Origin of the sequence: Stenotrophomonas bentonitica, assembly GCF_013185915.1 — a bacterium.
GTDB classification, from domain to species: domain Bacteria; phylum Pseudomonadota; class Gammaproteobacteria; order Xanthomonadales; family Xanthomonadaceae; genus Stenotrophomonas; species Stenotrophomonas bentonitica.
In genome coordinates this window covers 1,658,599-1,683,890 of sequence record NZ_JAAZUH010000001.1, presented here as the reverse complement: position 1 = coordinate 1,683,890, position 25,292 = coordinate 1,658,599, and the positions used below count along the sequence as shown (strand labels likewise).

At 67.0% G+C, this 25,292-nt stretch carries 18 protein-coding genes and 1 riboswitch; of the genes, 6 read left to right on the top strand and 12 right to left on the bottom strand.

Annotated elements, in window-relative coordinates:
- Window positions 1–270: 270 nt before the first annotated feature.
- From leuB to ilvC, 9 genes are all read right to left on the bottom strand, one after another.
- Entirely contained in the window at window positions 271–1,332 is a 1,062-nt protein-coding gene (gene leuB / locus HGB51_RS07435) for a 3-isopropylmalate dehydrogenase (protein ID WP_070208851.1), read from the bottom strand.
- Entirely contained in the window at window positions 1,322–1,900 is a 579-nt protein-coding gene (gene leuD, locus HGB51_RS07430) for a 3-isopropylmalate dehydratase small subunit (RefSeq protein ID WP_070208852.1), read from the bottom strand. Before leuD ends, leuB begins: the two co-directional genes overlap by 11 nt.
- A complete protein-coding gene (leuC, locus tag HGB51_RS07425; RefSeq protein WP_070208858.1) occupies window positions 1,900–3,321 on the bottom strand; it encodes a 3-isopropylmalate dehydratase large subunit in 1,422 nt (473 codons plus the stop codon). The genes leuD and leuC overlap by 1 nt, the downstream gene beginning before the upstream one ends.
- A 46-nt stretch (window positions 3,322–3,367) precedes the next feature.
- Window positions 3,368–4,150, bottom strand: a complete 783-nt coding sequence (locus HGB51_RS07420) for a class I SAM-dependent methyltransferase (RefSeq protein ID WP_070208853.1) — start codon at window positions 4,148–4,150, stop codon at window positions 3,368–3,370.
- A 10-nt stretch (window positions 4,151–4,160) separates the two neighbouring features.
- Window positions 4,161–5,714, bottom strand: a complete 1,554-nt coding sequence (locus tag HGB51_RS07415) for a 2-isopropylmalate synthase (RefSeq protein ID WP_425505362.1) — start codon at window positions 5,712–5,714, stop codon at window positions 4,161–4,163.
- Window positions 5,711–6,808, bottom strand: a complete 1,098-nt coding sequence (locus HGB51_RS07410) for a threonine dehydratase (protein WP_070208860.1) — start codon at window positions 6,806–6,808, stop codon at window positions 5,711–5,713. The genes HGB51_RS07415 and HGB51_RS07410 overlap by 4 nt, the downstream gene beginning before the upstream one ends.
- Window positions 6,809–6,901: 93 nt before the next feature.
- Window positions 6,902–7,162 (bottom strand): ACT domain-containing protein, encoded by a 261-nt coding sequence (locus tag HGB51_RS07405; protein ID WP_070208854.1) that lies wholly within the window; start codon window positions 7,160–7,162, stop codon window positions 6,902–6,904.
- A complete protein-coding gene (gene ilvG, locus HGB51_RS07400; protein ID WP_070208855.1) occupies window positions 7,146–8,882 on the bottom strand; it encodes an acetolactate synthase 2 catalytic subunit in 1,737 nt (578 codons plus the stop codon). Before ilvG ends, HGB51_RS07405 begins: the two co-directional genes overlap by 17 nt.
- 36 nt (window positions 8,883–8,918) lie before the next feature.
- Entirely contained in the window at window positions 8,919–10,028 is a 1,110-nt protein-coding gene (ilvC, locus tag HGB51_RS07395) for a ketol-acid reductoisomerase (RefSeq protein ID WP_484600363.1), read from the bottom strand.
- 374 nt (window positions 10,029–10,402) lie between these two features.
- Between ilvC and ggt the strand changes: the two genes are divergently transcribed.
- Window positions 10,403–12,121 (top strand): gamma-glutamyltransferase, encoded by a 1,719-nt coding sequence (gene ggt, locus HGB51_RS07390; protein WP_070208857.1) that lies wholly within the window; start codon window positions 10,403–10,405, stop codon window positions 12,119–12,121.
- A gap of 360 nt (window positions 12,122–12,481) precedes the next feature.
- On the opposite strand, the gene HGB51_RS07385 is transcribed toward ggt, so the two are convergent.
- A complete protein-coding gene (locus tag HGB51_RS07385; protein WP_070207294.1) occupies window positions 12,482–14,053 on the bottom strand; it encodes a BCCT family transporter in 1,572 nt (523 codons plus the stop codon).
- Between the two features lie 67 nt (window positions 14,054–14,120).
- Window positions 14,121–14,222: riboswitch (TPP riboswitch) on the top strand.
- A gap of 99 nt (window positions 14,223–14,321) precedes the next feature.
- On the opposite strand from HGB51_RS07385, the gene thiC reads away from it, so the two are divergent.
- From thiC to HGB51_RS07360, 5 genes are all read left to right on the top strand, one after another.
- Window positions 14,322–16,088, top strand: a complete 1,767-nt coding sequence (gene thiC, locus HGB51_RS07380) for a phosphomethylpyrimidine synthase ThiC (RefSeq protein ID WP_070207295.1) — start codon at window positions 14,322–14,324, stop codon at window positions 16,086–16,088.
- Between the two features lie 41 nt (window positions 16,089–16,129).
- Window positions 16,130–16,807, top strand: coding sequence for an ion channel (locus HGB51_RS07375; RefSeq protein ID WP_070207296.1), 678 nt, complete (start codon window positions 16,130–16,132; stop codon window positions 16,805–16,807).
- A gap of 249 nt (window positions 16,808–17,056) precedes the next feature.
- Window positions 17,057–19,369, top strand: a complete 2,313-nt coding sequence (locus HGB51_RS07370) for a winged helix-turn-helix domain-containing protein (protein WP_070207297.1) — start codon at window positions 17,057–17,059, stop codon at window positions 19,367–19,369.
- A 123-nt stretch (window positions 19,370–19,492) separates the two neighbouring features.
- The gene (locus HGB51_RS07365; RefSeq protein WP_070207335.1) at window positions 19,493–20,374 is read left to right on the top strand and encodes a helix-turn-helix transcriptional regulator; all 882 of its coding nucleotides are present in this window, start codon (window positions 19,493–19,495) and stop codon (window positions 20,372–20,374) included.
- Window positions 20,375–20,442: 68 nt separating this feature from the next.
- Complete coding sequence (locus HGB51_RS07360) at window positions 20,443–23,286, top strand: TonB-dependent receptor (RefSeq protein ID WP_070207298.1); 2,844 nt, start codon at window positions 20,443–20,445, stop codon at window positions 23,284–23,286.
- A gap of 127 nt (window positions 23,287–23,413) precedes the next feature.
- Here the strand turns inward: HGB51_RS07360 and HGB51_RS07355 are convergent, their stop codons facing one another.
- Both HGB51_RS07355 and ppa read right to left on the bottom strand, forming a co-directional pair.
- Window positions 23,414–24,535, bottom strand: coding sequence for an HDOD domain-containing protein (locus HGB51_RS07355; protein ID WP_070207299.1), 1,122 nt, complete (start codon window positions 24,533–24,535; stop codon window positions 23,414–23,416).
- 153 nt (window positions 24,536–24,688) lie between these two features.
- Complete coding sequence (gene ppa, locus HGB51_RS07350; RefSeq protein ID WP_070207300.1) at window positions 24,689–25,225, bottom strand: inorganic diphosphatase; 537 nt, start codon at window positions 25,223–25,225, stop codon at window positions 24,689–24,691.
- Window positions 25,226–25,292: the final 67 nt, after the last annotated feature.

Genomic DNA, 25,292 nt, shown 5'->3' with positions numbered 1-25,292 from the left:
GCTCCGGGACACGCCGTGATCCCATCCATGGGGGCTGCTAGAAAACATCCATGTTTTCTAGCGTCCCTCCGGGGGCTACCCGGCGGCCGCCCCCGATAGATGGTCGTGCGCGGAGGGAACGGCGGACACGCATGGCGTGTCACTACGCATGCCAGGGATTGCTGCACTGGTAGGGTCGGTTCCCAAACGACCGCACGGAACTGCTCAACGTTCTTTAACGCATGACCCCGAATCGAAATGGTGGTGCCGGCCAACGGCCGGCACCTTCCGTCACTTCAACCGCGCCAACACGGCGTCGGTGGCCTGCGTGGTCGACACCGCCTGGCTCTTTGCGGCCAGGTCCGCGGTGAACACACCATCGTCCAACGCGGCATGCACGGCGGCTTCCACGGCTGCCGCTTCTGCTTCCAATCCCAACGAATGGCGCAGCAGCATCGCGGCGCTGAAAATCGTGGCGTACGGGTTTGCGATGCCCCTGCCGGCGATATCCGGCGCCGAGCCGTGGATGGGTTCGTAGATGCCCACGGCGCCGGGTTCGCCCAGCGATGCCGACGGCAGCAGGCCGAGGGAACCTGCCAACATCGACGCCTCATCGGTCAGGATGTCGCCGAACATGTTCTCGGTCACGATCACGTCGTACTCGCGCGGCTTGGCCAGCAGGTGCATGGCCATGGAGTCGACCAGCTGGTGTTCGAGGGCGATTTCGGGGAACTCTTCGCGGCCGATGCGTGCGGCGACGTCGCGCCACAGGCGCGAGGTTTCCAGTACGTTGGCCTTGTCTACCGAGGTGACCTTGCCGCGGCGCTGCTGGGCCAGGCGGAAGGCGCTGCGCATGACGCGTTCGATCTCGCCGACGCTGTAGCTGCACAGGTCGCTGGCGGTGTCGGCGGTGCGGGTCTTTTCGCCGAAGTAGATGCCGCCGGTGAGTTCACGCACGACCACGAAGTCGACGCCTTCGAGCAGTTCGGCCTTGATCGGCGAGGCGCCAAGGGCGGCGGGGTGGGTGCGCACCGGGCGCAGGTTGGCGTACAGGCCAAGGGCCTTGCGGATCGCCAGCAGACCCTGCTCAGGGCGCACTTTGGCGTTCGGGTCGGACCACTTCGGGCCGCCCACGGCGCCGAGCAGGATGGCGTTGGCCTGGCGGCAGGCGTCCAGGGTGGCGGCCGGGAGCGGTTCGCCGTGGCGGTCGATGGCGATGCCACCGATGTCGTGCTCGCTGAAGGTGAAGGCGTGGCCAAAGCGTTCGGCGACGGCGCCCAGCACCGCAACGGCGGCAGCGGCGACTTCAGGACCGATGCCATCACCGGGTAAAACGACGATCTCAGCGTGCATGTTCACTCTCGTAACGTTCAATGTCAGGGGTGCGGCCCAGCAGATATCCCAGCTGGTCCACGCCTTCCAGCAGGCAGGTCTGCGAGAAGCCGTCCAGCGGGAAGGTGTAAACGCGGCCGTCGGGCGTGCGCAGTTCGCGCGCGGCGACGTCCACGGTCAAGGCATCGTCGGGGCGCTGCATCAGGGTCTGTACGTCGGCTTCGTCCAGCACGATCGGCAGCAGGCCGTTCTTCAAGGCGTTGCCACGGAAGATGTCGGCGATCTCGCTGCTGACGATGGCGCGCAGGCCCAGGTCGGCCAGTGCCCACGGCGCGTGCTCGCGCGAGGAGCCGCAGCCGAAGTTGCGTCCGGCCAGCAGGATGCTGCGGCCAGCGTTGTGCGGCTGGTTGAAGGCGAACCCGGGATTCGGGGCACCATCGGCCTGCCAGCGCCAGTCGTTGAAGGCGTGCTTGCCGAGCCCGGCGCGTTCGGTGGTGGACAGGAACCGCGCCGGAATGATCTGGTCGGTGTCGATGTTGGTCTCGCGCAGCACGACGCTGGTCGAGGTCAGGGTGCGGAAGCCGCTCATCAGGCCACCTCCTGTGCGGCATACAGGTCACGCGGGTCGGCCACCCGGCCGTTCACCGCGGCCCAGGCAGCGGTCATCGGTGAGGCCAGCAGGGTGCGCGAACCGGGGCCCTGGCGACCTTCGAAATTGCGGTTGCTGGTGCTCACCGCCAGCTGGCCGGGGGCGACCAGGTCGCCGTTCATGGCGATGCACATCGAGCAGCCCGGTTCGCGCCATTCGGCACCGGCCGCGCGAACGATGGCGTGGATGCCTTCGGCTTCGGCCTGGCGCTTGACGATCTCCGAGCCTGGTACCACCAGCATGCGCACGCCGGAGGCCACGTGGCGGCCCTGCAGCACCTGCGCCACTTCGCGCATGTCGCTCAGCCGGCCATTGGTGCAGGAGCCGACGAACACCACGTCCACCGGGGTGCCAGCCAGGGTCTGCCCGGCGTGGAAGTGCATGTAGTCCAGGCCCTTCTGGTCGGCGGCATCGTTGGCGGCCGGAATCGGCGCGTCCACCGCGATAGCGGTACCCGGATGGGTGCCCCAGGTCAGGGTCGGACGGATGTCGGCGGCGTCGATATGCACTTCGGCGTCGAAGCGCGCGCCGTCATCGCTGCGCAGCTGGTTCCAGTGCGCCACGGCCACGTCGAACTCGATGCCCTTCGGGCCGCGCGGAGTGTTGGCGACCCAGTCGAAGGTGACCTGGTCGGGTGCGACCATGCCGGCGCGGGCGCCAGCTTCGATCGACATGTTGCACAGGGTCATGCGCTGCTCCATGTCCATCGCGGTGATCGCGCTGCCACGGAACTCCAGCACGTTCCCGGTGCCGCCGTTGACGCCGATCACGCCGATGATGTGCAGCACCACGTCCTTGGCGCCCACGCCCGGCGCCAGCGCGCCGTCGACGGTGATCGCCATGGTTTTGGCCTTGCGCTGCAGCAGGCACTGGGTGGCCAGCACGTGGCCCACTTCGCTGGTGCCGATGCCGAACGCCAGCGCGCCGAACGCACCATGCGTGGAGGTGTGGCTGTCGCCGCAGACGATGGTCATGCCCGGCTGGGTGAAGCCCTGCTCGGGCGCGATCACGTGCACGATGCCGCGGTTGGCCGACTGCATGTCGAACAGTTCGATGCCGTGCTCGGCGCAGTTGCGCGCCAGCATCGCCACCTGCGCTTCGGAAGCAGCGCTGGCGTAGGGCAGGGTGCCGTCGGCCGCCGCCGGCAGGGTCGGCGTGGAGTGGTCCATGGTGGCCTTGGTCCGGTCCGGGCGGCGCGGCGACAGGCCGCGCTCGCGCAGCTCGGTGAACGCCTGCGGCGAGGTCACTTCATGGATCAGGTGCAGGTCGATGTACAGCACGGCGGGCGCGCTGTCCGATTCGGGTACGACCACGTGGGCGTCCCACAGTTTGTCGTACAGGGTGCGGGGAGCTGGGGTCATGGGATGGCCTTGCGGGTTCATGTGACGATAGTGCGGAAAGGTCGAATCAGGAAGCGCGCAGGCGCGCGTCGAAGCGCAGCCGCACGTAGTCGGCGGTCCACTGGCCGTGCGCGTTGCGCTGGCTGGGCGCGAGCAGCGCCACGGTGTCGTCGATCACGCGCTGGCGCTGGGCGCTGTCCAGCCCGGCCAGGAACGGCGAGGCGAAGGTGCGCAGCCAGCCGGCCATGCCGGTGGGCAGCACGGTCGGGCGCGGCAGGGACTCGATATGGCGGACCTGGAAGCCCTGCGCGCGCAGGCGCTCGGCATACTCGTCGGCGCTGGGGAAGTACCACGGGAACGCCGGCACCGCATGGCCGTTGCTGCACAGCGCGGCCTGCAGTGCGCTGGTGACGGTGGCCACGTTGCCCTGGCCGCCCATCTCGGCGACGAAGCGACCGCCGCTGCGCAGGGCGCGGCGGACGCCGTCGATCACCCGGTCCGGTTCGCGCATCCAGTGCAGCGCGGCATTGCTGAACACCGCATCGAAGCAGCGCTCGAAGGTCATCGCGTGCGCGTCCATCAGGCGCGCGTCGATCCCGCGCGCGCGGGCGCCGCCGATCAGTTCCGGCGAACTGTCCACGCCGACCACGGTGGCACCGCTGAGCGCCAGGTCGAAACTCAGCACGCCGTCGCCACAGCCCAGGTCGAGGATGCGCTCGCCGCGCTGCGGGTCGAGCAGGCGTGCCACCGCGCCGCCGAGCACCGGCACGAAGCCGGCGTCGATGGCGTAGTCGTGCGAATTCCATTGCTGGGTGCTGTCGGGGACGAACGGCGAGTCGAAGGCGCTCATGCGGGATTCCTCAGGCGGCCGCGGTTGCGGCGGTGTGTTCGGTACTGGCCTGGTGCTGGCGCAGCAGGCGGTTGGCCACGTCCAGCCAGGCCAGCGCGGAGGCTTCGATGATGTCGCGGCTGGTGCCGGTCCCTTCGTACTCCACGCCCTCGTGGCGCACGCTCAGGTTGGCTTCGCCGCGCGCGTCGGCGCCGATGCCTACGCTGTGCACGTGGTAGCTGTCCAGCATCAGCTGTACGCCGGTGGCGGCCGCCAGTGCGCCGAACAGTGCATCCACCGGGCCGTCGCCCTGCGCGGTTTCGGCGACGCGGTTGCCGTCCGGGTCGGACAGTTCGACCAGCGCGTTCGCGCGGCTGCCGACGTCGCTGATGGTCATCGAGGCCAGGCGGTACCCGTTCTGGGTGGAGCTGCCCTGCATCAGTACCTGCAGGTCGGCATCGGTGACCACGCGCTGCTGTTCGCACAGCGACTTGAACTGTTCGAACACCAGCTTCAGCTCTTCTTCCTCCAGCCAGAAGCCCAGGGCGCGCAGGCGTGCTTCCACTGCGGCCCGGCCGCTGTGGCGGCCCAGCACCATCTGCGAGTTTTCCCAGCCCACGTCTTCCGGACGCATGATCTCGTAGGTGCCGCGATGGCGCAGCATGCCGTGCTGGTGGATGCCCGACTCGTGCGCGAAGGCGTTGGCGCCCACGATCGCCTTGTTGCGCTGGACCGGCATGCCGACCAGGCGCTGCAGCAGCTGCGAGGTGGAGACGATGCGCGGGGTGTTGATCCGGGTGTCTTCCTCGTAGAAGGCGTTGCGCACCTTCAGCACCATCGCCAGTTCTTCCAGCGAGCAGTTGCCGGCACGTTCGCCGATGCCGTTGATGGTGCACTCCACCTGCCGCGCGCCGCCTTCGATGGCGGCCAGCGAGTTGGCCACGGCCAGGCCCAGGTCGTTGTGGCAATGCGCGCTGAAGATGATGCGGTCGCTGTCGGGCACCCCGGCGATGACCCGCTGGAACATGCCGCGGATCTCTTCGGGGGTGGTGAAGCCCACGGTGTCGGGCAGGTTGATGGTGGTGGCGCCGGCGGCTACCGCCACGCGCGCGACTTCCACCAGGAAGTCTTCTTCGGTGCGGGTCGCATCCTCGGCGGAGAATTCCACGTCGTCGATGTAGCTGCGCGCCAGGCTGACGTGCTTGTGCACCGACTCCAGCACCTGCTCGCGGCTCATGCGCAGCTTGTGCTCGCGGTGCAGCGGGCTGGTCGACAGGAACACGTGCAGGCGCGCATTGGCGGCCGCGTCCAGGGCGCGGGCCGAGGTCTCGATGTCGGCCGCCAGGCAGCGCGACAGCACTGCCAGGGTCGGGCGGCGCACTTCGCGGCCGATCATCGCCATCGCGTCGCGGTCGGACTGCGAGCTTGCCGGGAAACCGGTCTCGATGATGTCCACGCCCAGCTCATCGAGCGCGCGGGCCATCACCAGCTTCTGCTGCGGGCTCATGCTGCAGCCGGGCGACTGTTCGCCGTCGCGCAGGGTGGTGTCGAAAATTCGAATTCGGGGGGAGTTGGGCGTAGTCACCAGGAGGTCTCCTCGACGGCAAGGTCGGATGGCAAGGCAGGGGAAGGAAGAACAGGGGAAGTCGGGGGTGGCGCGAGCACGGTCGGTAGGGGCGGCCGTGTTCGCTCGCTGGCGCGTCGGCGCGGCTTGCGCGGCGCGCGCGGGCGGATATCGGAAAGCAGCTGGGCCAGCACCATCGCGTCGATGTTGCCGCCGGATACCACCGCGCACTTGCGCCGGCCGGCGACGCGGCGGCCGGCCGCCAGTGCCAGCGCACCGGCGCCTTCGGCAATGATGTGTTCTTCCAGCGCCAGCCGTACCAGGGTTTCACGCAGCTCGGCTTCGCGCACGATCACCACGTCGTCCAGCAGCGCGCTGCACAGGCGGCGGGTCAGCTGGCCGGGAATCTTTACCTTGACGCCGTCGGCCAGGGTCGGCACCGGCGCGATCTCACGGCTGTCGCCCCGGATCGCGCGGGCCATCGCATCGACGCCTTCGACCTGCGCGCCGACGATGCGCACGCCCTGCGATTTCAGTGCCAGCGCCACGCCAGAGGCCAGGCCGCCACCGCCGATCGGCACGATCACCACGTCCGGCGCGTGCGCGGCCAGTTCGATGCCCAGCGTGCCCTGGCCGGCGATCACGTCCGGGTCGTCGAACGCGGACAGGAAGCGATAGCCGTGCTGTTCGGCCAGTGCGCGGGCGAAGGCGTAGGCCTCGTCATAGCTGTTGCCATGCTGGCGCACGGTGGCGCCCCAGTGCGCAACGCCGGCGATCTTGGTCGCCGGGGCGCCATGCGGCATCACCGTGATCGCCGGAATGTCCAGCCGATAGGCCGACCACGCCACGCCCTGGGCGTGGTTGCCGGCCGAAGCGCAGATCACCGGACGGTCGTCGCCGCGCTCGCGCCCGGCCAGCAGCGCATTCAACGCACCGCGCACCTTGTACGACCCGGTGCGCTGCAGGTTCTCCAGCTTCAGCCAGGTACCGAACCGCTCTGCGTAATGCAGCGGGGTCGGCGGCAGGAACCGGCGCAGCCGCGCCTGCGCGGCCAGCACGTCGGCGACGCTTACGTCGCCTACTTCCGGTTCCTGGGGCGCGCGGCTAGCAGGCATGGCCATGGCACGCAGGCGCGAGGCGGTTGCGCGACGTCGACGGGCCTGCGAGAAGGCCCCTCCGTACCGGCACCGTAACCACGGTGCGGGCGTTCATGCCGATACTCCAGCGCCGGGCTCCAGCGCGCTGATCCGCACCGACACGCAGTCGTAGATCTTCTCGATCTGGCGGCACAGGGTTTCCGGCGGACGGGTGCTGTCCACCACCAGCTGCAGGTGCCAGCGGCCATCGTCGGCGGCATTGGGCGCGCCGACGATCGCGCGCGGGGCGAAGCCGCGGCGTTCGGCCATGCCGATCACGCGCAGCAGCGCGCCTTCGGCCGGAACCAGCACCAGGTCAAGCCGGTATTGCATGGGGGAACTCCTGCGGCTGGTGGGCGGGGTTGCTTTCCAGCATGGTGCTGTTGGCATTGTTGGGCGGGACCAGCGGCCACACGTTGGCGCGCGCGTCGATGGCCACGTGCAGCAGGGCCGGGCCGGGCTCGGCCAGCAGCGCGGCCAGGCCGCCTTCGACGTCGTCGCGCGCCTCGATGCGGGTGGCCGGAATGCCGAACACCTTGGCCAGTGCGGCGAAGTCCGGGTTGTCGGACAGGTCGATCTCGCTGTAGCGCTCGGCGAAGAACAGTTCCTGCCACTGCCGGACCATGCCCAGCGAACTGTTGTCCAGCAGTACGATCTTCACTGGCAGGCGGCAGCGGGCGATGGTGGCCAGCTCCTGCACGTTCATCATGAAGCTGCCATCGCCGGAGACCAGTACCACGGTGCGCTCGGGACAGGCGAACTGCGCGCCCATCGCCGCCGGCAGGCCAAAGCCCATGGTGCCCAGCGCGCCGCTGGTCAGGTGGTTGCGCGGATGGTTGAAGCGGCAGTGCTGGGCCACCCACATCTGGTGCTGGCCCACGTCGCAGGCAATGATGGCGTCGGCCGGGGCGACTTCGCTCAGGCGCTTCAGCAGCGCCGGGGCGTAGATGTGTACGCCGGGGGCGTCGTAACGCGCGGCGAAGCGCTCGCGGTGGCCCGCGCAGCGCTTGCGCCACGCGTCCTGTGTTGGTGCGGGGCTGGGCAGTGCGGCGGTCAGTGCGCGCAGCGCGGTGCCGACGTTGCCCGGCACGGCGACGTCTGCGGTGCGCAGCTTGGAGATTTCATAGGCGTCGGCGTCGATGTGGATGACCCGCGCGAACGGGGCGAACTCGTTCAACTTGCCGGTGGCGCGGTCGTCGAAACGTGCGCCCACGACCACCAGCAGGTCGCTTTCCTGCACCGCCATGTTGGCCGCGCGGGTGCCGTGCATGCCCAGCATGCCCAGGTAATGGGGATGCTGCGCCGGCAGGCCGCCCAGGCCGCGCAGGGTCAGCACGGTGGGAATGGCGGTGGCGTTGACGAAGGCGCGGAAGTCCTCGACCGCATCGCCCAGGGCGACGCCACCGCCGGCATAGATCACCGGCTTTTCGGCGGCCTGGATCGCGGCGATGGCGGCCGCCACGGCCTCATCCTGCGGACCCGCAGGCGGGTTCACCGTTTCGGGGACATGCGCCGGCAGGTGGCTGGCGTCAGCGACCTGCACGTCCTTGGGCAGGTCGATCAGCACCGGGCCGGGGCGGCCTTCGCGGGCAATGCGGAAGGCTTCGCGGACGATGCGCGGCAGCTCGTCGACTGAACGCACCAGCCAGCTGTGCTTGACGATCGGCAGGGTCAGGCCGAACACGTCCAGTTCCTGGAACGCGTCGGTGCCCAGCAGCGGGGTGGCGACCTGGCCGGTGATGCAGACCATCGGTACCGAATCCAGCATCGCGTCGGCAATGCCGGTGACCAGGTTGGAGGCGCCCGGGCCGGAGGTGGCCACGCACACCCCGACCCGTCCGCTGGCGCGGGCGTAGCCGTTGGCGGCAAGGGCCGCGCCCTGTTCGTGGCGGACCAGGATGTGCTTGAGCCCCGAGTCCACCAGGGCGTCGTAGAAGGGCATGATGGTGCCGCCCGGATAGCCGAACAGCGTGTCGACGCCCTCGGCTTCCAGGGCCTGCGTCAACCAGCGTGCGCCGTTGCGGGGCGCGGTGCTGTGTGCGGAGGTGTTCATGCGGTGACCTTTGCGAAAGCGGTGGGGGAGCCGCGGTTACGCGGCTTGACTTTGCAACCAGACCATCTTGGCGCGCAGTTCCTTGCCTACCTTCTCGATCGGATGTTCCAGGTCGGCCTGCTTGAACTTGTTGTAGTTCGGCAGGCCCGCTTCGTACTCGGCCACCCAGTTCTTGGTGAAGGTGCCGTCCTGGATGTCGGTCAGCACCGCCTTCATGCGCTCCTTGGTGCCGGCATCGATCACCCGCGGGCCGCTCACGTAGTCGCCGTACTGCGCGGTTTCGGAGATGAACTCCAGCATGCGGGTGATGCCGCCTTCGTAGAACAGGTCCACGATCAGCTTCAGTTCGTGCAGCACTTCGTAGTAGGCGATTTCGGGCTGGTAACCGGCTTCCACCAGCGTTTCAAAACCGGCCTGGACCAGCGCCGAGGCGCCGCCGCACAGCACCGCCTGCTCACCGAACAGGTCGGTTTCGGTTTCTTCCTTGAAGGTGGTCTGGATCAGGTTGGCGCGCGCACCGCCGAGGCCGGCGGCATAAGCCAGCGCGTACTCGGCGGCCTTGCCGCTGCGGTCCTGGTAGACCGCCCAGATGCACGGCACGCCACGGCCGATTTCGTATTCGCGGCGGACCAGCGCGCCCGGGCCCTTGGGCGCGACCAGCACCACGTCCAGGTCCTCGCGCGGGGCGATCATGTTGAAGTGCACGTTCAGGCCGTGCGCGAACAGCAGCACCGCGCCCTGTTTCATGTTCGGCGCCAGCACGTCTTCGTAGAGCTTCTTCTGCACCATGTCCGGGGTCAGCACGGCGACCAGGTCGGCGTCTTTGACGGCCTCGGCCGGGGCCTTGACGGTAAAGCCGTCCGCCTGCGCCTTGACCTCGGTCGGGCCGCCCGGACGCAGGCCGATGACGACATCGAATCCGGACTCACGCAGGTTCAGGGCGTGGGCGCGGCCCTGGCTGCCATAGCCGACAACAGCGATCTTGATCTGGGGCAGGTCGTTGGTGCTCATGGGGGAGGTCCTCTGGAAGGTGTGGCGGAAGGAAGAAGAATCGAAGGGTTCTGAAACGAAAAAACCCGCACCTGGGTGGGTGCGGGTTTTGATGGATACCTGGCAGTTCTGCTTACACGCCGGTCCGTCCCGCACCTGTTGGTTGGGTAATAAGTACGAGGACAAGAAGCGAACGGATCGAGGCCGCGCCGGGTCCGGCGTGCTCGATGGATTCGCGAATGGGCGTGTGGCGCTGCAACATGTGATCGAGAAAACCACAGCGGTTTTGCCGCTGTCAACCGTGGAAAGCCGATTTCCAACAGTTTCGCCTGTATCGAGCGCAAAGCCCTGTCGCACAAGGATGGTTGCGGGTGAAATCGTTCCGGTGAACCCGGGTTCAAGTATTGAAGCGGGGTTTCCGCGCGGAATATCGGCTTGAGCGTGTGTCGTGCATGACCATTGTCGGATGTGCGAATGCGGCCACTGCGGCGACCATCGGTGGGTTATCTCTCTACCTGGAATCCCCAACCGTGTCCCGACCCCTTGCCCGTGCCGTACTGGCCACCGCGCTGCTGTGCGCGTTGCCGCTGTTCTCTTCCGCTGCCGACCGGGTGACCGGGCGGGACTTCGCGACCCGTTCGGAGGTGATCGCGCCGCACGCGATGGCGGCGACGTCGCAGCCGCTGGCCACGCAGATCGCGCTGGAGGTGATGAAGGGCGGCGGGTCGGCTGTGGACGCGGCGATTGCGGCCAATGCGGCGCTGGGGTTGATGGAGCCGACCGGTAACGGGGTGGGCGGGGATCTGTTCGCGATCGTGTGGGATCCGAAGACGCAGAAGCTGTACGGCTACAACGGTTCGGGCCGGTCGCCGAAGTCGCTGACGCTGGCGGAGTTCCAGCGGCGTGGGCTGAAGGACATTCCGGCGACGGGGCCGCTGCCGGTGTCGGTGCCGGGCGCGGTGGATGGCTGGTTCGCGCTGCATGAAAAGTTCGGGCGCAAGCCGATGGCGGAGAACCTGGCGCCGGCGATCCGCTATGCGCGCGAGGGGCATCCGGTGGCGGAGGTGATCGCGTACTACTGGGACCGTTCGGTGCCGAAGCTGTCGCAGTACCCGGGCTTCAAGGAGCAGTTCACGATCAACGGGCATGCGCCGCGCAAGGGTGAGATGTGGAAGAATCCGAACCTGGCGAACACGCTGGAGCAGATTGCAACGGGCGGGCGCGATGCGTTCTACAAGGGCGACATCGCGCGGAAGATCGGTACGTACTTCAAGGCGAACGGTGGCTACCTGAGCTATGAGGACATGGCGAGCCACCACGGGGAGTGGGTGGAGCCGGTCAGCAGCAACTACCGGGGTTATGACGTGTGGGAGTTGCCGCCGAACAGCCAGGGCATCGCGGCGCTGCAGATCCTGAACGTGCTGGAGGGCTACGATTTCTCGAAGATTCCGTTCGGGTCCCCGGAGCATGTGCATCTGTTCGTGGAGGCGAAGAAGCTGGCGTTTGCGGATCGTGCGAGGTTCTATACGGACCCGGCGTTCCAGCCGGCGCCGGTGCAGAAGCTGGTGTCGAAGGAGTATGCGGCGGAGCGTCGCAAGCTGATTTCGATGGACAAGGCGTTGCGCGAGGTGCAGCCGGGCACGCCGAAGCAGCTGGAGGAAGGCGACACGATCTACATGACGGTGGCGGACGCGGACGGGATGATGGTGTCGTTGATCCAGTCGAACTACCGGGGCATGGGCAGCGGGATGGCGCCGCCGGGGCTGGGCTTCATCCTGCAGGATCGCGGCGAGATGTTCGTGCTGCGCAAGGATCATCCGAACGGCTATGCGCCGGGCAAGCGTCCGTTCCAGACGATCATTCCGGGCTTCGTGACCAAGGACGGGAAGCCGTACATGAGTTTCGGGGTGATGGGCGGTGCGATGCAGCCGCAGGGCCATGCGCAGATCGTGATGAACATGGTGGACTTCGGGATGAACCTGCAGGAGGCGGGCGATGCGCCGCGCATCCAGCACGAGGGTTCGACGGAGCCGACCGGGCAGGCGACGGCGATGAGCGACGGCGGCGAGGTGAACCTGGAAACGGGCTACCCGTACGAAACCGTGCGCGCGCTGATGCGCAAGGGGCACCGCGTTACCTTCGCCGACGGCCCGTACGGCGGTTACCAGGCGATCATGCGCGACCCGGAAACGGGCGTGTACTACGGCGCTTCGGAAAGCCGCAAGGATGGGCAGGCTGCGGGGTACTGACGAGTGCAGGTCCCGGATTGCATGGAATAACTGCAAACCCCGGATTGCATGAATGCCGTAGAGCCGGGCTCTGCCCGGCTCGCTGTTGGATTAAGGCGAACAGCCGCCGTCTGTATGGTTTCCCTGGTCAGGGCCGTCGGGTGTGGGTTTGTGGGGGACGCTGCAAGTACGTCCATGTAAGCTCATCGCCGCATCCATGCGGCTCGTGCCCCCTCAAACCCACCCCCGCCGACCCTCCGACGGTGGACAGGTGAGTCACCGAAAAGCGGTAGAGCCGGGCCTTGCCCGGCTGCTCTTTCTCACCGCACGCGACCATGTATGGGGGCGGCCGCCCCTGCACGTAGTACTGAGACGCTGCTTCTAGGACTCAGCCCGAGAAGCCTCATCCCGCGTCTCTTCCTGCGCGGCAATCTCGCGCTCGATCCATGCGTCCATCATCCGTCGCGCACGCAATGCGCGGCGGCGTTGCAGCTGGTATTCCACATCCAACACGCGGTACAGCGAGTAGATCACCGCCAGCATCAGCAGCGCGAACGGCAGGGCGGCGATGGTGATCATGCCCTGCAATGCATCCAGGCCGCCGGCCAACAGCAGCACGCCTGCAATCAGCGCAATCGCCACGCCCCAGGTGACCTTCCGCGATAGCGGTGGGTCGCCCGCTTCGTCGGTGGACATGCTGGCCAGGACCAGCACCGCCGAGTCGGCCGAGGTGACGAAGAAGATCATCAACAGCACCAGCGCGATCACCGACAGCACGGTCGGCATCGGCAGGCTGTCGAACATGGTGAACAGAACGGTTTCGTAGCCATTGCCCAATGCCTGCACCAGGTCGACGTGGCCGAAGATCTGCGACCACAGCGCGGTGCCGCCGAACACCGAGAACCACAGGAAGCCGAGCACGCTCGGCGCGATCACCACGCCGAGCACGAACTCGCGGATGGTGCGGCCGCGCGACACCCGCGCGATGAACGAGCCCACGAACGGTGCCCACGCGATCCACCACGCCCAGTAGAAGATCGTCCAGTCCGCCACCCACGTGCTGCCCGAGAACGGCGACATGCGCAGGCTCATCGTCACAAGCTGGTTGAGGTAGGAACCGATCGTGGTGGTGAACGTATCGAAGATGAAGGCCGTGGGGCCCAGCACCATCACCAGTGCCAGCAGCAGCGCGGCCAGGCCCAGGTTGAAGTTGGACAGCCACTTGATGCCGCGGTTGACCCCGCTGGCGGTGGAGGCCATGTACAGCACGAACGCCACCGCGATGATCGTCAACTGCGACGGCACGTTGGCGCGGATGCCGAACACGCGCTCCATGCCGGCCGCGATCTGAATGGTGCCGAAGCCTAGCGTGGTGGCCACGCCGATCGCCGTGGCGACCACCGCCGCGACGTTCACCACCGTGCCGATCCAGCCACGGTGGTGCGCGCCGATCAACGGCTGCAGCAGGTCGCTGATCTGGCCCCGCCCGTCGCGGTTGAACTGGAACCACGCCATCGCCAGCCCGATCAGCGCATAGATCGCCCACGGGTGCAGGCCCCAGTGGAAGAACGCATAGCGCATCGATGCGCGCGCCGCTTCCATGCTCTGCGGCGGCAGGCCCTCCGGGGGAATCACGAAGTGCGAGACCGGTTCGGCCGCGCCCCAGAAGACCAGGCCGATGCCCATGCCGGCCGCGAACAGCATCGACATCCAGCTGGCGTTGGAGAACTCCGGCTCGGCGTCTTCGCCGCCGATGCGCAGGCTGCCCAGCCGGCCGAACGCCAGGTACAGCAGGAAGGAGAGGGTGATGAACACCACCAGCAGGTACAGCCAGCCGGCGCTCCGCACGATATGCACCAGGCCGCCACGCACCACGTCGTTGAAGGGGTCCGGCGCAACACCGGCCGCCAGCACCAGCAGCACCACCAGCGCGATGGAGAGTCGAAATACCATGCGCGGCAGTCTAGCCAACCGCGCATGACCCTCCTGTTCACGTTACGCCGCCACTGTGCTCTAATCCGCCCCGAAGCGGGGGTACCGCGGCCCTGGGGCCACGGTTGAGACAGTCCCATCGAACCTGATCCGGTTGATACCGGCGTAGGGAAGCTTCGCTACAGCAGCTGCAGGCCGCGCCGACCGCGTGCGCCATGCGCCTGCCGTGCGCCGCCGCTTCGTCCCCGTTCCGCACACCCCGTGCGGGCGAGTACCCAGGACGCTGCCGATGAACGCACACCCTTCCAGCCTGCAGCAGCAGGCCCAGCAACTCTCCGCCTCGGTCACCCGGCCGATCCCCGGCTCCCGCAAGATCCACGTACCCGGTTCGCGCAGCGACCTGCAGGTGCCGATGCGCGAGATCGCGCTCAGCGGCGACAACGCCCCGCTGACCGTCTACGACACCTCCGGCCCCTACACCGACCCAGAAGCGCGCATCGACCTCTCCACCGGCCTGCCAGCGCTGCGCGCCGGCTGGGTGGCCGAACGCGGCGACACCGAACTGCTGCCGCGCCTGAGCTCGGCGTTTGGACGCTCGCGCGAACTCGACGCCCGCCTGGACGCCGTGCGCTTCCCCTCGCGTCTGCAGCCACGCCGCGCGCTGGCCGGCGCCAATGTCACCCAGATGCATTACGCGCGACGCGGCATCATCACCCCGGAAATGGAATTCGTCGCCCTCCGCGAGAACCAGCGGCTGGAGCAGGTGCGCGACAAGGCGCTGCTGGCCCAGCACCCCGGGCAGTCGTTCGGCGCGGCCATTCCCGCCGTGATCACCCCCGAATTCGTCCGTTCGGAAATCGCGCGCGGGCGTGCGGTGCTGCCCAACAACATCAACCACCCCGAAAGCGAACCGATGATCATCGGCCGCAACTTCCTCACCAAGATCAACGCCAACATCGGCAACAGCGCGGTGTCCTCGGGCATCGCCGAAGAAGTGGAGAAGCTGGTCTGGGCGATCCGCTGGGGCGGCGACACTGTGATGGACCTGTCCACCGGCAAGCACATCCATGAAACCCGCGAATGGATCCTGCGCAACTCGCCGGTGGCGATCGGTACCGTGCCGATCTACCAGGCGCTGGAGAAGGTCGACGGCCGCGCCGAAGCGCTGAGCTGGGAGATCTTCCGCGACACCCTGGTCGAACAGGCCGAGCAGGGCGTGGACTACTTCACCATCCATGCCGGCGTGCTGCTGCGCCATGTGCCGGTCACCGCCAGGCGGGTCACCGGCATCGTTTCGCGCGGCGGTTCGATCATGGCCAAGTGGTGCCTGGCGCACCAGCGCGAGAACTTCCTGTACACGCATTTCGAAGAGATCTGCGAAATCATGAAGGCCTACGACGTGACCTTCTCGCTTGGCGATGGCCTGCGCCCGGGCTGCATTGCCGACGCCAACGACGCCGCACAGTTCGGCGAACTCGAAGCGCTGGGCGAACTCACCAGGATTGCCTGGAAGCACGACGTGCAGACCATGATCGAAGGGCCCGGCCACGTGCCGATGCAGCTCATCAAGGAGAACATGGACAAGCAGCTGCACGAATGCGGCGAAGCACCGTTCTACACCCTGGGACCGCTCACCACCGACATCGCGCCGGGCTACGACCACATCACCAGCGCGATCGGTGCGGCGATGATCGGCTGGTATGGCACCGCCATGCTCTGCTACGTCACCCCCAAGGAGCACCTGGGGCTGCCCAACCGCCAGGACGTGCGCGACGGCATCATGGCCTACCGCATCGCCGCGCATGCCGCCGACCTGGCCAAGGGCCATCCCGGCGCGCAGGTGCGCGACAACGCGCTGAGCAAGGCGCGCTTCGAGTTCCGCTGGGAAGACCAGTTCCACCTCGGCCTCGACCCGGAGAAGGCGCGTGAATTCCACGACGAAACCCTGCCCAAGGAGGCGCACAAGGAGGCGCACTTCTGTTCAATGTGCGGGCCGCACTTCTGTTCGATGAAGATCACCCAGGACGTGCGCGACTACGCGGCCGGGCAGGGCTGAGCTAAGCTCCGGGCATTACACCTGGCCCCGGGGGACGGACGATGGCGATAGCGCGCACCACCAAGTGGCTGGCCATTGCCCGCCGGCATCCGTCGGCCTGGTTGCTGGCCGTGCAGCTGCTGGGCGTGCTGCTCTATCCCGCGATGGACGAGTCCGGGGCCGGTCGCGCGCTGTTCGGCGCCTTCGGCATCGCCGTGCTTGGCCTGGCGATCTGGGTGGTGCGGCGCAGCCCGTTGGGCATGTGGCTGGCACTGGTGCTGGCCATTCCCTCGGTCGTGTTATCCATCGCCGGCGCGCTGCTCGGGCGCCCGGCGCTGGTCACCACCGCGCAGCTGCTCGAATGCCTGCTGTACTTCTATACGGCCGGCAGCCTGATCGCCTACATGCTGCAGGACCACAAGGTCACCCGCGACGAGCTGTTCGCCGCGGGGGCCACCTTCACCCTGCTGGCGTGGGCGTTCGCCTTCGCCTTCGCGGTCTGCCAGCAGTGGTACTCGGGCAGCTTCGTGGCCACCAGCGAGAACGAGCTGCGCACGTGGATGGAATTGCTTTATCTGAGCTTCAGCTTGTTGTCCGGCGTCGGCCTCAGCGACGTGGTGCCGATCCATCCGCAGGCACGTGCGCTGGTGATGCTCGAACAGTTCGCCGGCGTGATGTACGTGGCGCTGGTGGTATCGCGCCTGGTGGGCCTGACCATGATTCGGAATGCACGAAGCTGAATCAAAAATAAAATTTTTCTGAATCGCAGATAAAAAAATCGCGCCCGAAGGCGCGAATAGTGCAGCAAATTGTATGGATTCGTCGGCGAGAGAGGGCCTGATGTCTTCCCGACGCACAGGCGCCGTTTAACCTGCTTAGGCTAGTATTCGCGCGCTTCAGTGTTTTTGCGCTTTGCGCTGATGCCATTTGCGGAATCTGGCGGTTCGGTCGCTGCGTTCCAGTTGTTCAGTTGTTGCAGCAGCACCGGAATGAACGTCATAGAGAGTGAGACACCCGCTGCCGACCGCATCCGGATCGGCGAATGCACCATCACGCTGTCCTCGCGTGAAGTGGTGGTGGATGGCGCGCGCCGTCCCCGGCGGCTGACGCCCAAAGCGCTGGGTGTGCTCAAGGTGCTGATGCGCGTGCCCGGTGCCGTGGTGACCCGCGACGACCTGTTTGCCGAAGTCTGGCCGGACACGTTGCCCACCAACGATGTGCTGACCCAGGCCATCACCCAGCTGCGCAAGGCGTTCTCGCGCGACGACGAGGCCGGCACCGCCTATATCGAAACCATCGCCAAGACCGGTTACCGGCTGCTGCAGCCGGTATCGGTGCTGGCCGAGCCGCTGCCCGACGTCGACAGTGCGCCCGGTGAAGACGAGCGCGACGCGCTGGCCGCCGTGTTCGCCGCGCCCACGCTTGCGCCCGCGCCGCGTCCGCGCAGCCGCTGGCGGCGTACCCGGCGTTACGTGTTCCTGGCCATCGGCCTGGCCATGGCCGTGGCGCTGCTGGTGCTGACCGCGCTGCTGCTGCAGCGTCCGGCCAGTGCCCCGACGGCAAACGGCGTGCTGGAAGACGGCAGCCGCGTGGTCGGCAGCCCGCAGCGCCCGTACCGGCTGATTACCGCCACGGCCGGCTTTGAAACCTATCCCACGGTGTCGCCGGACGGCTCGCAGGTCGCCTACGAGGCCGACGATGCCAGCGGCGGCGGCAGCGCGATCAAAGTGCAGACCTCGGGCAATGCACCGGCGCGCCTGCTCACCGACACCCCGGTCGGGCATTCGGACCGCTTCCCGAACTGGTCGCCGAATGGCCGCGACATCGCCTTTGCGCGCTTCGGGCCCGAGGCCAGCTGTGAAGTGCTGATCGCCAGCGCGACCGGCGGCGCGATCCGCCACGTCACGCGCTGCGACGGTACCGAGCTGCTCAGCTTCGACTGGACCCCGGACGGGCGCGGCCTGGTGTTTGGTTCGCTGTCCGGTCGCCATGCGCACCGCGGCATCCGCGTGCTGGATATCGCCAGCGGCGCCTGGACCCCGATCGACTATCAGGTTGCCGACGACAGCTTCGACTATGCGCCGCGGTTCTCGCCCGATGGGCGCTGGATCGTGTTCGTGCGCAATCCGCAGATCGGCGACCTGTGGCGCCTGCCCGCCACCGGCGGCGAACCCGAACAGCTCACCAGCGATTCGGCCGAGATCCGTGGCTGGGCCTGGCGCGGCGACAGCCGCCACATCGTGTTCGGCCGGCGTGTCGACAGCGAGGCGCGCCTGTACGAACTGGACACCGAAACGCGCACGCTGCGCGATGTCGGCCTGGACGATGCGCAGTCGCCGGCGCTGTCGCGCCACAACAACATGCTGGCCTTCGTGCACCGCAAGGCGCAGTTCGGCCTGTTCCGCGTGCCGGTCAAGGACGGGCGCCCCGGCACCCCCGAGCGCCTGTTCCCCTCCAACGGCCGCGATGGCCAGCCGATGCTGGCGCCCGATGGCCGGCAACTGGTGTTCACCTCCGATCGGTCCGGCAATTACGGCCTGTGGTGGGCCGACCTGGGCCGTCCGGAGTCACTGCGCCCGGTGGAAGGGTTGCGCCCCGAAACCCGCCAGTCCGCGGACTGGTCGCCCGACAGCCGGCACCTGCTGGTGTCCGGCCGCGATGCCCAGGCCCAGCCGGTGATCTACGAAGTCTCACCGCGCGACGAGCAGGTCGTGGCACTGCCGGTACCGGTGGCGCAACCGTTGCAGGCGCTGTACGCCGGCGACAATGACCACATCCTGGTGGTGGAGCGCGACCACGACGAGCGCATGCGGCTGTCGCTGTTCGACCGCCGCACAACACCGTGGAAGCTGCTCGGCAGCGTGGACGGCGTGTCCCAGGCGCGGCTGGATCCAGCCAACCAGCGCGTGCTGTTCACCCGCCTGTCCGCAGGCGGCCTGTGGTCGGCCAACCTGCAGCTGGATCCGGCCAGCGTGCAGCAGGTCAGCGAAGACCGCCCGTCGCGCTGGCGCTACCGCACCTGGGCGGTCGCACGCGACGGCAGCCTGGATTACCTGTCCAGCCGTGCCGACTGTTCTACCGTGTTCGCGCGCATCAATGCGCCCTCCAATGGCGAAGAAGTGTGCCTGGACGCGAATCGGCTCAGTGCCGGCAACGGCTTCAGCGCGCAGCCCGACGGCAGTGCGGTGTACCTGGCCCTGGCGGTCGCTGATGGCGCCGATATCGGCGTGATGACGCTGCCCGAACCGCCGCGCCCGGTGTTCTCGGCCGCGCCCAACCTGTTGTTCTGGAAGGGAAAGTAGTCGTCGTACTTTCTTCGTGATGGCATCGTGACGAATTCGGATCAATCTCGTCGAATCGTCCTGACGCAGTTGACCTGATTTGGCAAAACGGGAGCCCTGTTACGGCAAACCCCGGTGTACGTCATGCGTCAGCTTTCCCTGGCCGATCGCGGCCAATCGCTCTCCCTGGACAAGATCGTCGACGACGGTCCGCTGCCGACCTGTCTCGGTGTCGCCCGGCTGGGCAGCCTGCAGACCGCCGGCACCACGTTCACCGTGTGGATGCAGCTGCGTGGCAGCGCTTGGGTCGAATCCAAGGAGGGCCGCTTCCGCCTGCGCCAGCGCGAATGGATTGCGTTCGAGAGAGAGTCCAAGCCGATGATCCAGGCCGGCCGCGATGGCCTGTGCATCGGCCTGAGCCTGACCCCGGACGCGCTGCGTGCACTGGGCGAACTCGCCGACTGCAGCCTGTACGCAGGTCGCGGCAGCATGTCGCGCAGCGAAGTGCGGGTGGCCCTGCGCCTGTGGCGCGACGCACTGGCCAGCGGCCAGCCGGCGCAGGCACTACGTCCGGTGCTGCTGCACCTGGCCGCGATGCAGCGTGGCATGGCCACCGGCGTGCAGCGTTGCCCCGGCCGTTCGCGCATCCGCAAGCGCCAGGTGTTCGGGCGCATGCAGCGTGCGCGCCTGTACCTGGAAGGCAACAGCCACCGCGTGGTGCGCATCGGCGAACTGGCCGAGCTGACCAACTTCTCCAGCTGGTACCTGTCCAAAACCTTCCAGAGCCTGTACGAAGAAAGCCCGCAGTCGCTGTCGGCGCGTCTTCGCCTGGAACGCGCCGCGGACCTGCTGCGCGACACCGACATGATGATCGGAGAAGTCGCAGCGGCCAGCGGTTTCGACAACTGCTGCAGCTTCGCGCGTGCGTTCCGCGCCCGTTATGGCCAGTCTGCGTCGGGCTTCCGCCAGACCGGTGGATCGCTTCCGCCAAAGTCGGCAAACAGTCCGGTGGCATCGCGCAAATAATTAACGGTAACGCAATCGTAACTTTCCGAGGCGGTTTAACACGCTACTAACGTACCTTGGAGAGATTGATGAATTTTCGTACTCCCGCAGTGCGGCTCGGCCTCCTGCCGGCCGGTATTGCGCTGGCGCTCGTGCCGAGCTTCGCTTCGGCACAGGAAGCAGCCTCCGGCACCACTGACCTCGATCGCATCTCGGTCACCGGCTCGCGTATTCGCGGCGCCAACATGGAGACCCAGCAGCCGATCCTGACGATGACCCGCGAAACCCTGGAAAAGCAGGGCTTCTCGAACGTCGCAGACGTGCTGAACAACCTGACCTCGGCCGGCTCGCCGGCCATCTCGCGTTCGGACTCGCTGTCCTCGGGCGAGAACGTGGGCGGCTACTACGTCGACATCCGCAACCTGGGCGCCCAGCGCACCCTGGTGCTGATGAACGGCAAGCGCCTGGGCGCCACCACGGCCGGCTACCAGGATCTGAGCCAGATCCCGATGTCGGCGGTCGAGCGCATTGAAGTCCTGAAGGACGGCGCTTCCTCGATCTACGGCTCCGACGCCATTGCCGGCGTGGTCAACGTGATCACCCGCAAGAACTTCGACGGCGGCGAAGCCAACGTCTACATCGGCCAGTACGACCAGGGCGATGGCCAGAACCAGCAGTACTCGATGACCCTGGGTGCTACCGGCGAGCGCGGCAGCCTGACCCTGTCGGCCGAATACGCCAAGCAGGATCCGGTGTGGGCCAAGGACCGCTGGTACAGCCGTGATGGCGGCCGTGGTCCGAACTCGGTCGCTGCCGACGGCAGCCCGATCAGCCAGTACGGCAGCTGGTGCAACCCGCTGCAGGTGAACTGCGCCGACTCCAAGACCGCCGTGTGGAAGACCCTCAACGCCGGTGGCAACCCGAACAACCCGAACGACTACCACACCCTCACTGCCGAGGAGTACGCCAACTCCAACCAGCAGATGAGCCTGCTGACCGGCGTCGAGCGCAAGTCGCTGTACGTCAACGGCACCTACGACTTCACCGACACCATCAGCCTGAACACCGATGTGCTCTACAACGAGCGCAACACGTTCCAGCAGATTGCCGGTTACCCGTACCAGTCGTCTTCGTTCGAGACTCCGCTGGCCGCTGACAGCGCCTTCAACCCGGTCGGCCAGGACGTCAGCTTCCGTCGCCGCCTGTGGGAAGTGCCGCGTACCACCGACAGCCAGCTGAAGACCCTGCGCTTCGCGCCGACCATCAGCGGCTACTTCGAACTGGCCGACAAGACCTTCGATTGGGACGTCGGCGCGCTGTGGAACCGCAATGAGTCGATCAAGACCCAGCGCGGCGACATGAGCCTGATCGGTTCCGAGCAGGCCCTGGGTGCTTCCTTCATCAACGCGCAGGGCGTGGCACAGTGCGGTACCGCTGCCAACCCGATCGCGCTGGGCGACTGCCGTCCGTGGAACCCGCTGCTGCCGTACGGCGTTGCAGGCCAGGGTTCGCTGGCTGACCCGGAACTGCAGGACTTCCTGTTCCCGACCTACACCACCCGTGGTGTAACCAAGACCACCAGCTTCACCGCCAACCTGGCCGGTTCCATCGTGACCCTGCCGGCCGGCGACCTCGGCTTCGCCGTGGGCGTGGAGCACCGCAAGGAAGAAGGCACCTACGTGCCGGACGCCTTCGCGCAGTCGGGCATGTCCACCGGTCTGGGCCAGAAGCCGACCCAGGGTGAGTACGATCTGAACGAGGTCTACCTCGAACTGAACGTGCCGATCCTGGCCGACATGGCGTTCGCCAAGGAACTGACCCTGAACGTTGCCAGCCGTTACTCGGACTACAGCAACTTCGGTGGCACCACCAACAGCAAGTTCGGTCTGACCTGGCGTCCGATGGACGAGCTGCTGGTCCGCGGCACCTACGCCGAGGGCTTCCGCGCTCCGACCATCGCCGACCTCTACGGCGGCCTGAGCTCGAGCTTCGAGCGTTACACCGATCCGTGCGCCGTGGGCGTTTCGGGCAGCGTGGCCGGCAATGCCGCCTGCCTGGCCGGTGGCGCTCCGGCTGACTACGTGCAGCTGGGCCAGGGCAACGTCCCGTGCTCGACCACGCCGTGCCAGTCGGGTGACCAGTTCATCTCGGGTGCCAACCCGAACCTGTCGCCGGAAACCTCGAAGAGCAAGACCGTGGGTCTGGTCTGGAGCCCGCGTTGGGTGCAGGGCCTGGACGTCTCGCTGGATTGGTACCGCTACGAAATCAGCAACATGATCATCGACGACTCCGTCGATCGCATCCTGCGTGACTGCTACGTGCTGGGCGATGCAAGCCGTTGCGGCAGCGTGACCCGTGCCGCCGATGGCCACATCAGCGCCATCACCTACGGCACCGCCAACCTCGGCAAGATGGACACCGAAGGTTACGACCTGGGCATCAAGTACCGCCTGCCGGAACTGAGCATCGGTCAGTTCAGCATCGACTGGCAGACCAGCTACCTGTCCAAGTACGACGAATCGGCGCAGAACGCTGAGGGCCAGGACATCATGATCGGCCGCGTGGCGCAGGATGCCCTGTTCCGCGTGCGTTCGAACCTGAACGTCAACTGGGCGCTGGGTGACTTCGGTGTCAACTACACCGCGCGCTACTACTCGGGCCTCAACGAAGACTGCATCGCGATCGGCTGCACCGATCCGGACCGCATCGCTTACGGCGAGACCGCTCCGCTGCGCAAGACTGGCTCCAACACCTTCCACGACCTGCAGGTCAGCTGGAAGGCACCGTGGGATGCCACCATCGCCCTGGGCGCGAACAACGTGTTCGACCACAAGGGTCCGCTGATGTACTCGCAGCAGAACTCGAGCTTCGCCTACTACGGCGGTTTCGATATCGGCCGCTTCCTGTACATGAAGTACACCCAGAAGTTCTGATCCATCGAACCACTGGTGCAATAAAGAGAGGGCGGCCCGCAAGGGCCGCCCTCTTTCTTTGCCCGCAACGCAGGAAAAAAAAACCGACCTGGAAAGGTCGGCTTTTCGGCTCCACGCAAATCCGATATCAGGCGTCGGCGGTCGCCAATCCCATCAACCCATTGGCATGGTCGCGCCACTGCGGCAACTTGCCCAGTACGCCCGCACGCTGCAGGTACTCCTCGTCCACCGGCTCGCCGTTGACCAGCGCCAGCGCCACGTGCACCGCACCGGTCACCCAGAAGCTGCGCGTGTTCGAACGCTGCGGCTGCAGATGGAACGCCACCGCCTCGATGATCGGCATCGGCAGGCCCCACAGGCCCAGCAGGTACGCACCGGCTTCGCTGTGGCCCGGACGCGGGTCGGCGTCGCTGGCCGGCTCGGTGCGTTCGTTGCGCACGCCCGGCAGCAGCAGGCCGATGTCGGCCAGCAGCGCTGCAGTGGCGCCCAGTTCGGCACTGGATTCCGGCAGCAGCTTGGCCGCCAGCCGCGACGCCAGCAGCGCGCGCTGCTGCAGCGCATTGCGCTCGGCACCGGACAACGCCGACGCCGAAAACACTTCACTGGCCAGCACCAGGTCGCGCAGCGTGGCCAGGCCCAGCCGGGTCACCGCGCTGCGCAGGTCGGAAATGGTCCGCCCGCTGTTGAAGAAGGCCGAGTTCGACAGCTGCAGCACCTTGGCCGCAATCGCCGGGTCGGCCGAGACCAGCTTGGCCACGTCGGCGGTGTCGGTGTCGTCGTCGTGCTCCAACGCCTGGGTCAGGCTCAGGTACAGGTGCGGGGGCGACGGCAGTTTTTCGATGCGGCCGATGGCGCTGCGCAGGCGTTCGCTGTCGAGCAGCTCGCGCAGCTCTTCCAGGCTGGTCAGCGCTTCAAGCAGCACTTCCGGCGCCAGCGGCAACGGCAGGAAACGGTGGGCCACGCCGATCAGGCGCGCCGGCGGCGGCCGGTTGCCCTGCGGCGCTTCAACCAGCGCGATGCGGATCGTCTCCGGACGCAGCGTCCGGATCTGGCCCAGCAGCGTGGTCGCGGTGAGATCGGGCAGGGTGGGGCAGGCAATGACCGCATCGACCGGCGAGGCCGACACGATGCTCATGGCCGTCTGGCCATCGGCGGCGGTCAACGGCTGCCACTCTTCCCCAAGATCGGCAATGAAATCCAACAGCTCAGCCGACAGGCTGGCTTCGTCCCCAACTAACAGAATACGCACGACACAATCCCCTGGGTGACCACGGTGAAACCCACCGTGGACGGTGTAGAAGTCGCAATGTACCCAATCCGGCACAAACTGTGATGTGCCACAGCGTAAAAACGTGATGGGCGTCGCTCCGGCGGCAGGCGCCGGAGCGGGGCTCATTCAGTCTCAGCTGGCGCTGGACAGGTAGCGCTGGTGCGCTTCGACCAGGATCTGCTTGGCTTCGGCGGCGCCGCCCCAGCCATCCAGCTTGACCCACTTGCCCTTTTCCAGGTCCTTGTAGTGCTCGAAGAAGTGGCCGATGCGCTCCAGCCAGTGGCTGGACACCTGTTCGATGTCTTCCACGTGCGCATAGCCGCTGAACACCTTGGACACCGGCACCGCCAGGATCTTTTCATCGCTGCCGGCTTCATCGCTCATCTTCAGCACGCCGACCGGACGGCAGCGCACCACCGAACCCGGGATCAGCGGCAGCGGCAGCACCACCAGCACGTCGGCCGGGTCGCCGTCGCCGCACAGGGTGCTCGGCACGTAGCCGTAGTTGCACGGATAGCGCATCGGGGTGGAGAGGATGCGGTCGACGAAGATCGCGCCGGTTTCCTTGTCCACTTCGTACTTGACCGGTTCCGAGTCCTTCGGGATCTCGATGATGACGTTGATTTCTTCCGGCGGGTTCTTGCCGGGCGAGACGAGTTCCAGACCCATGGTGTGCTCCGAGAGGGGGGATGGCGCGATAAGACCTCCCATTTTATGCCTTTGCCGTCCTCCGTGC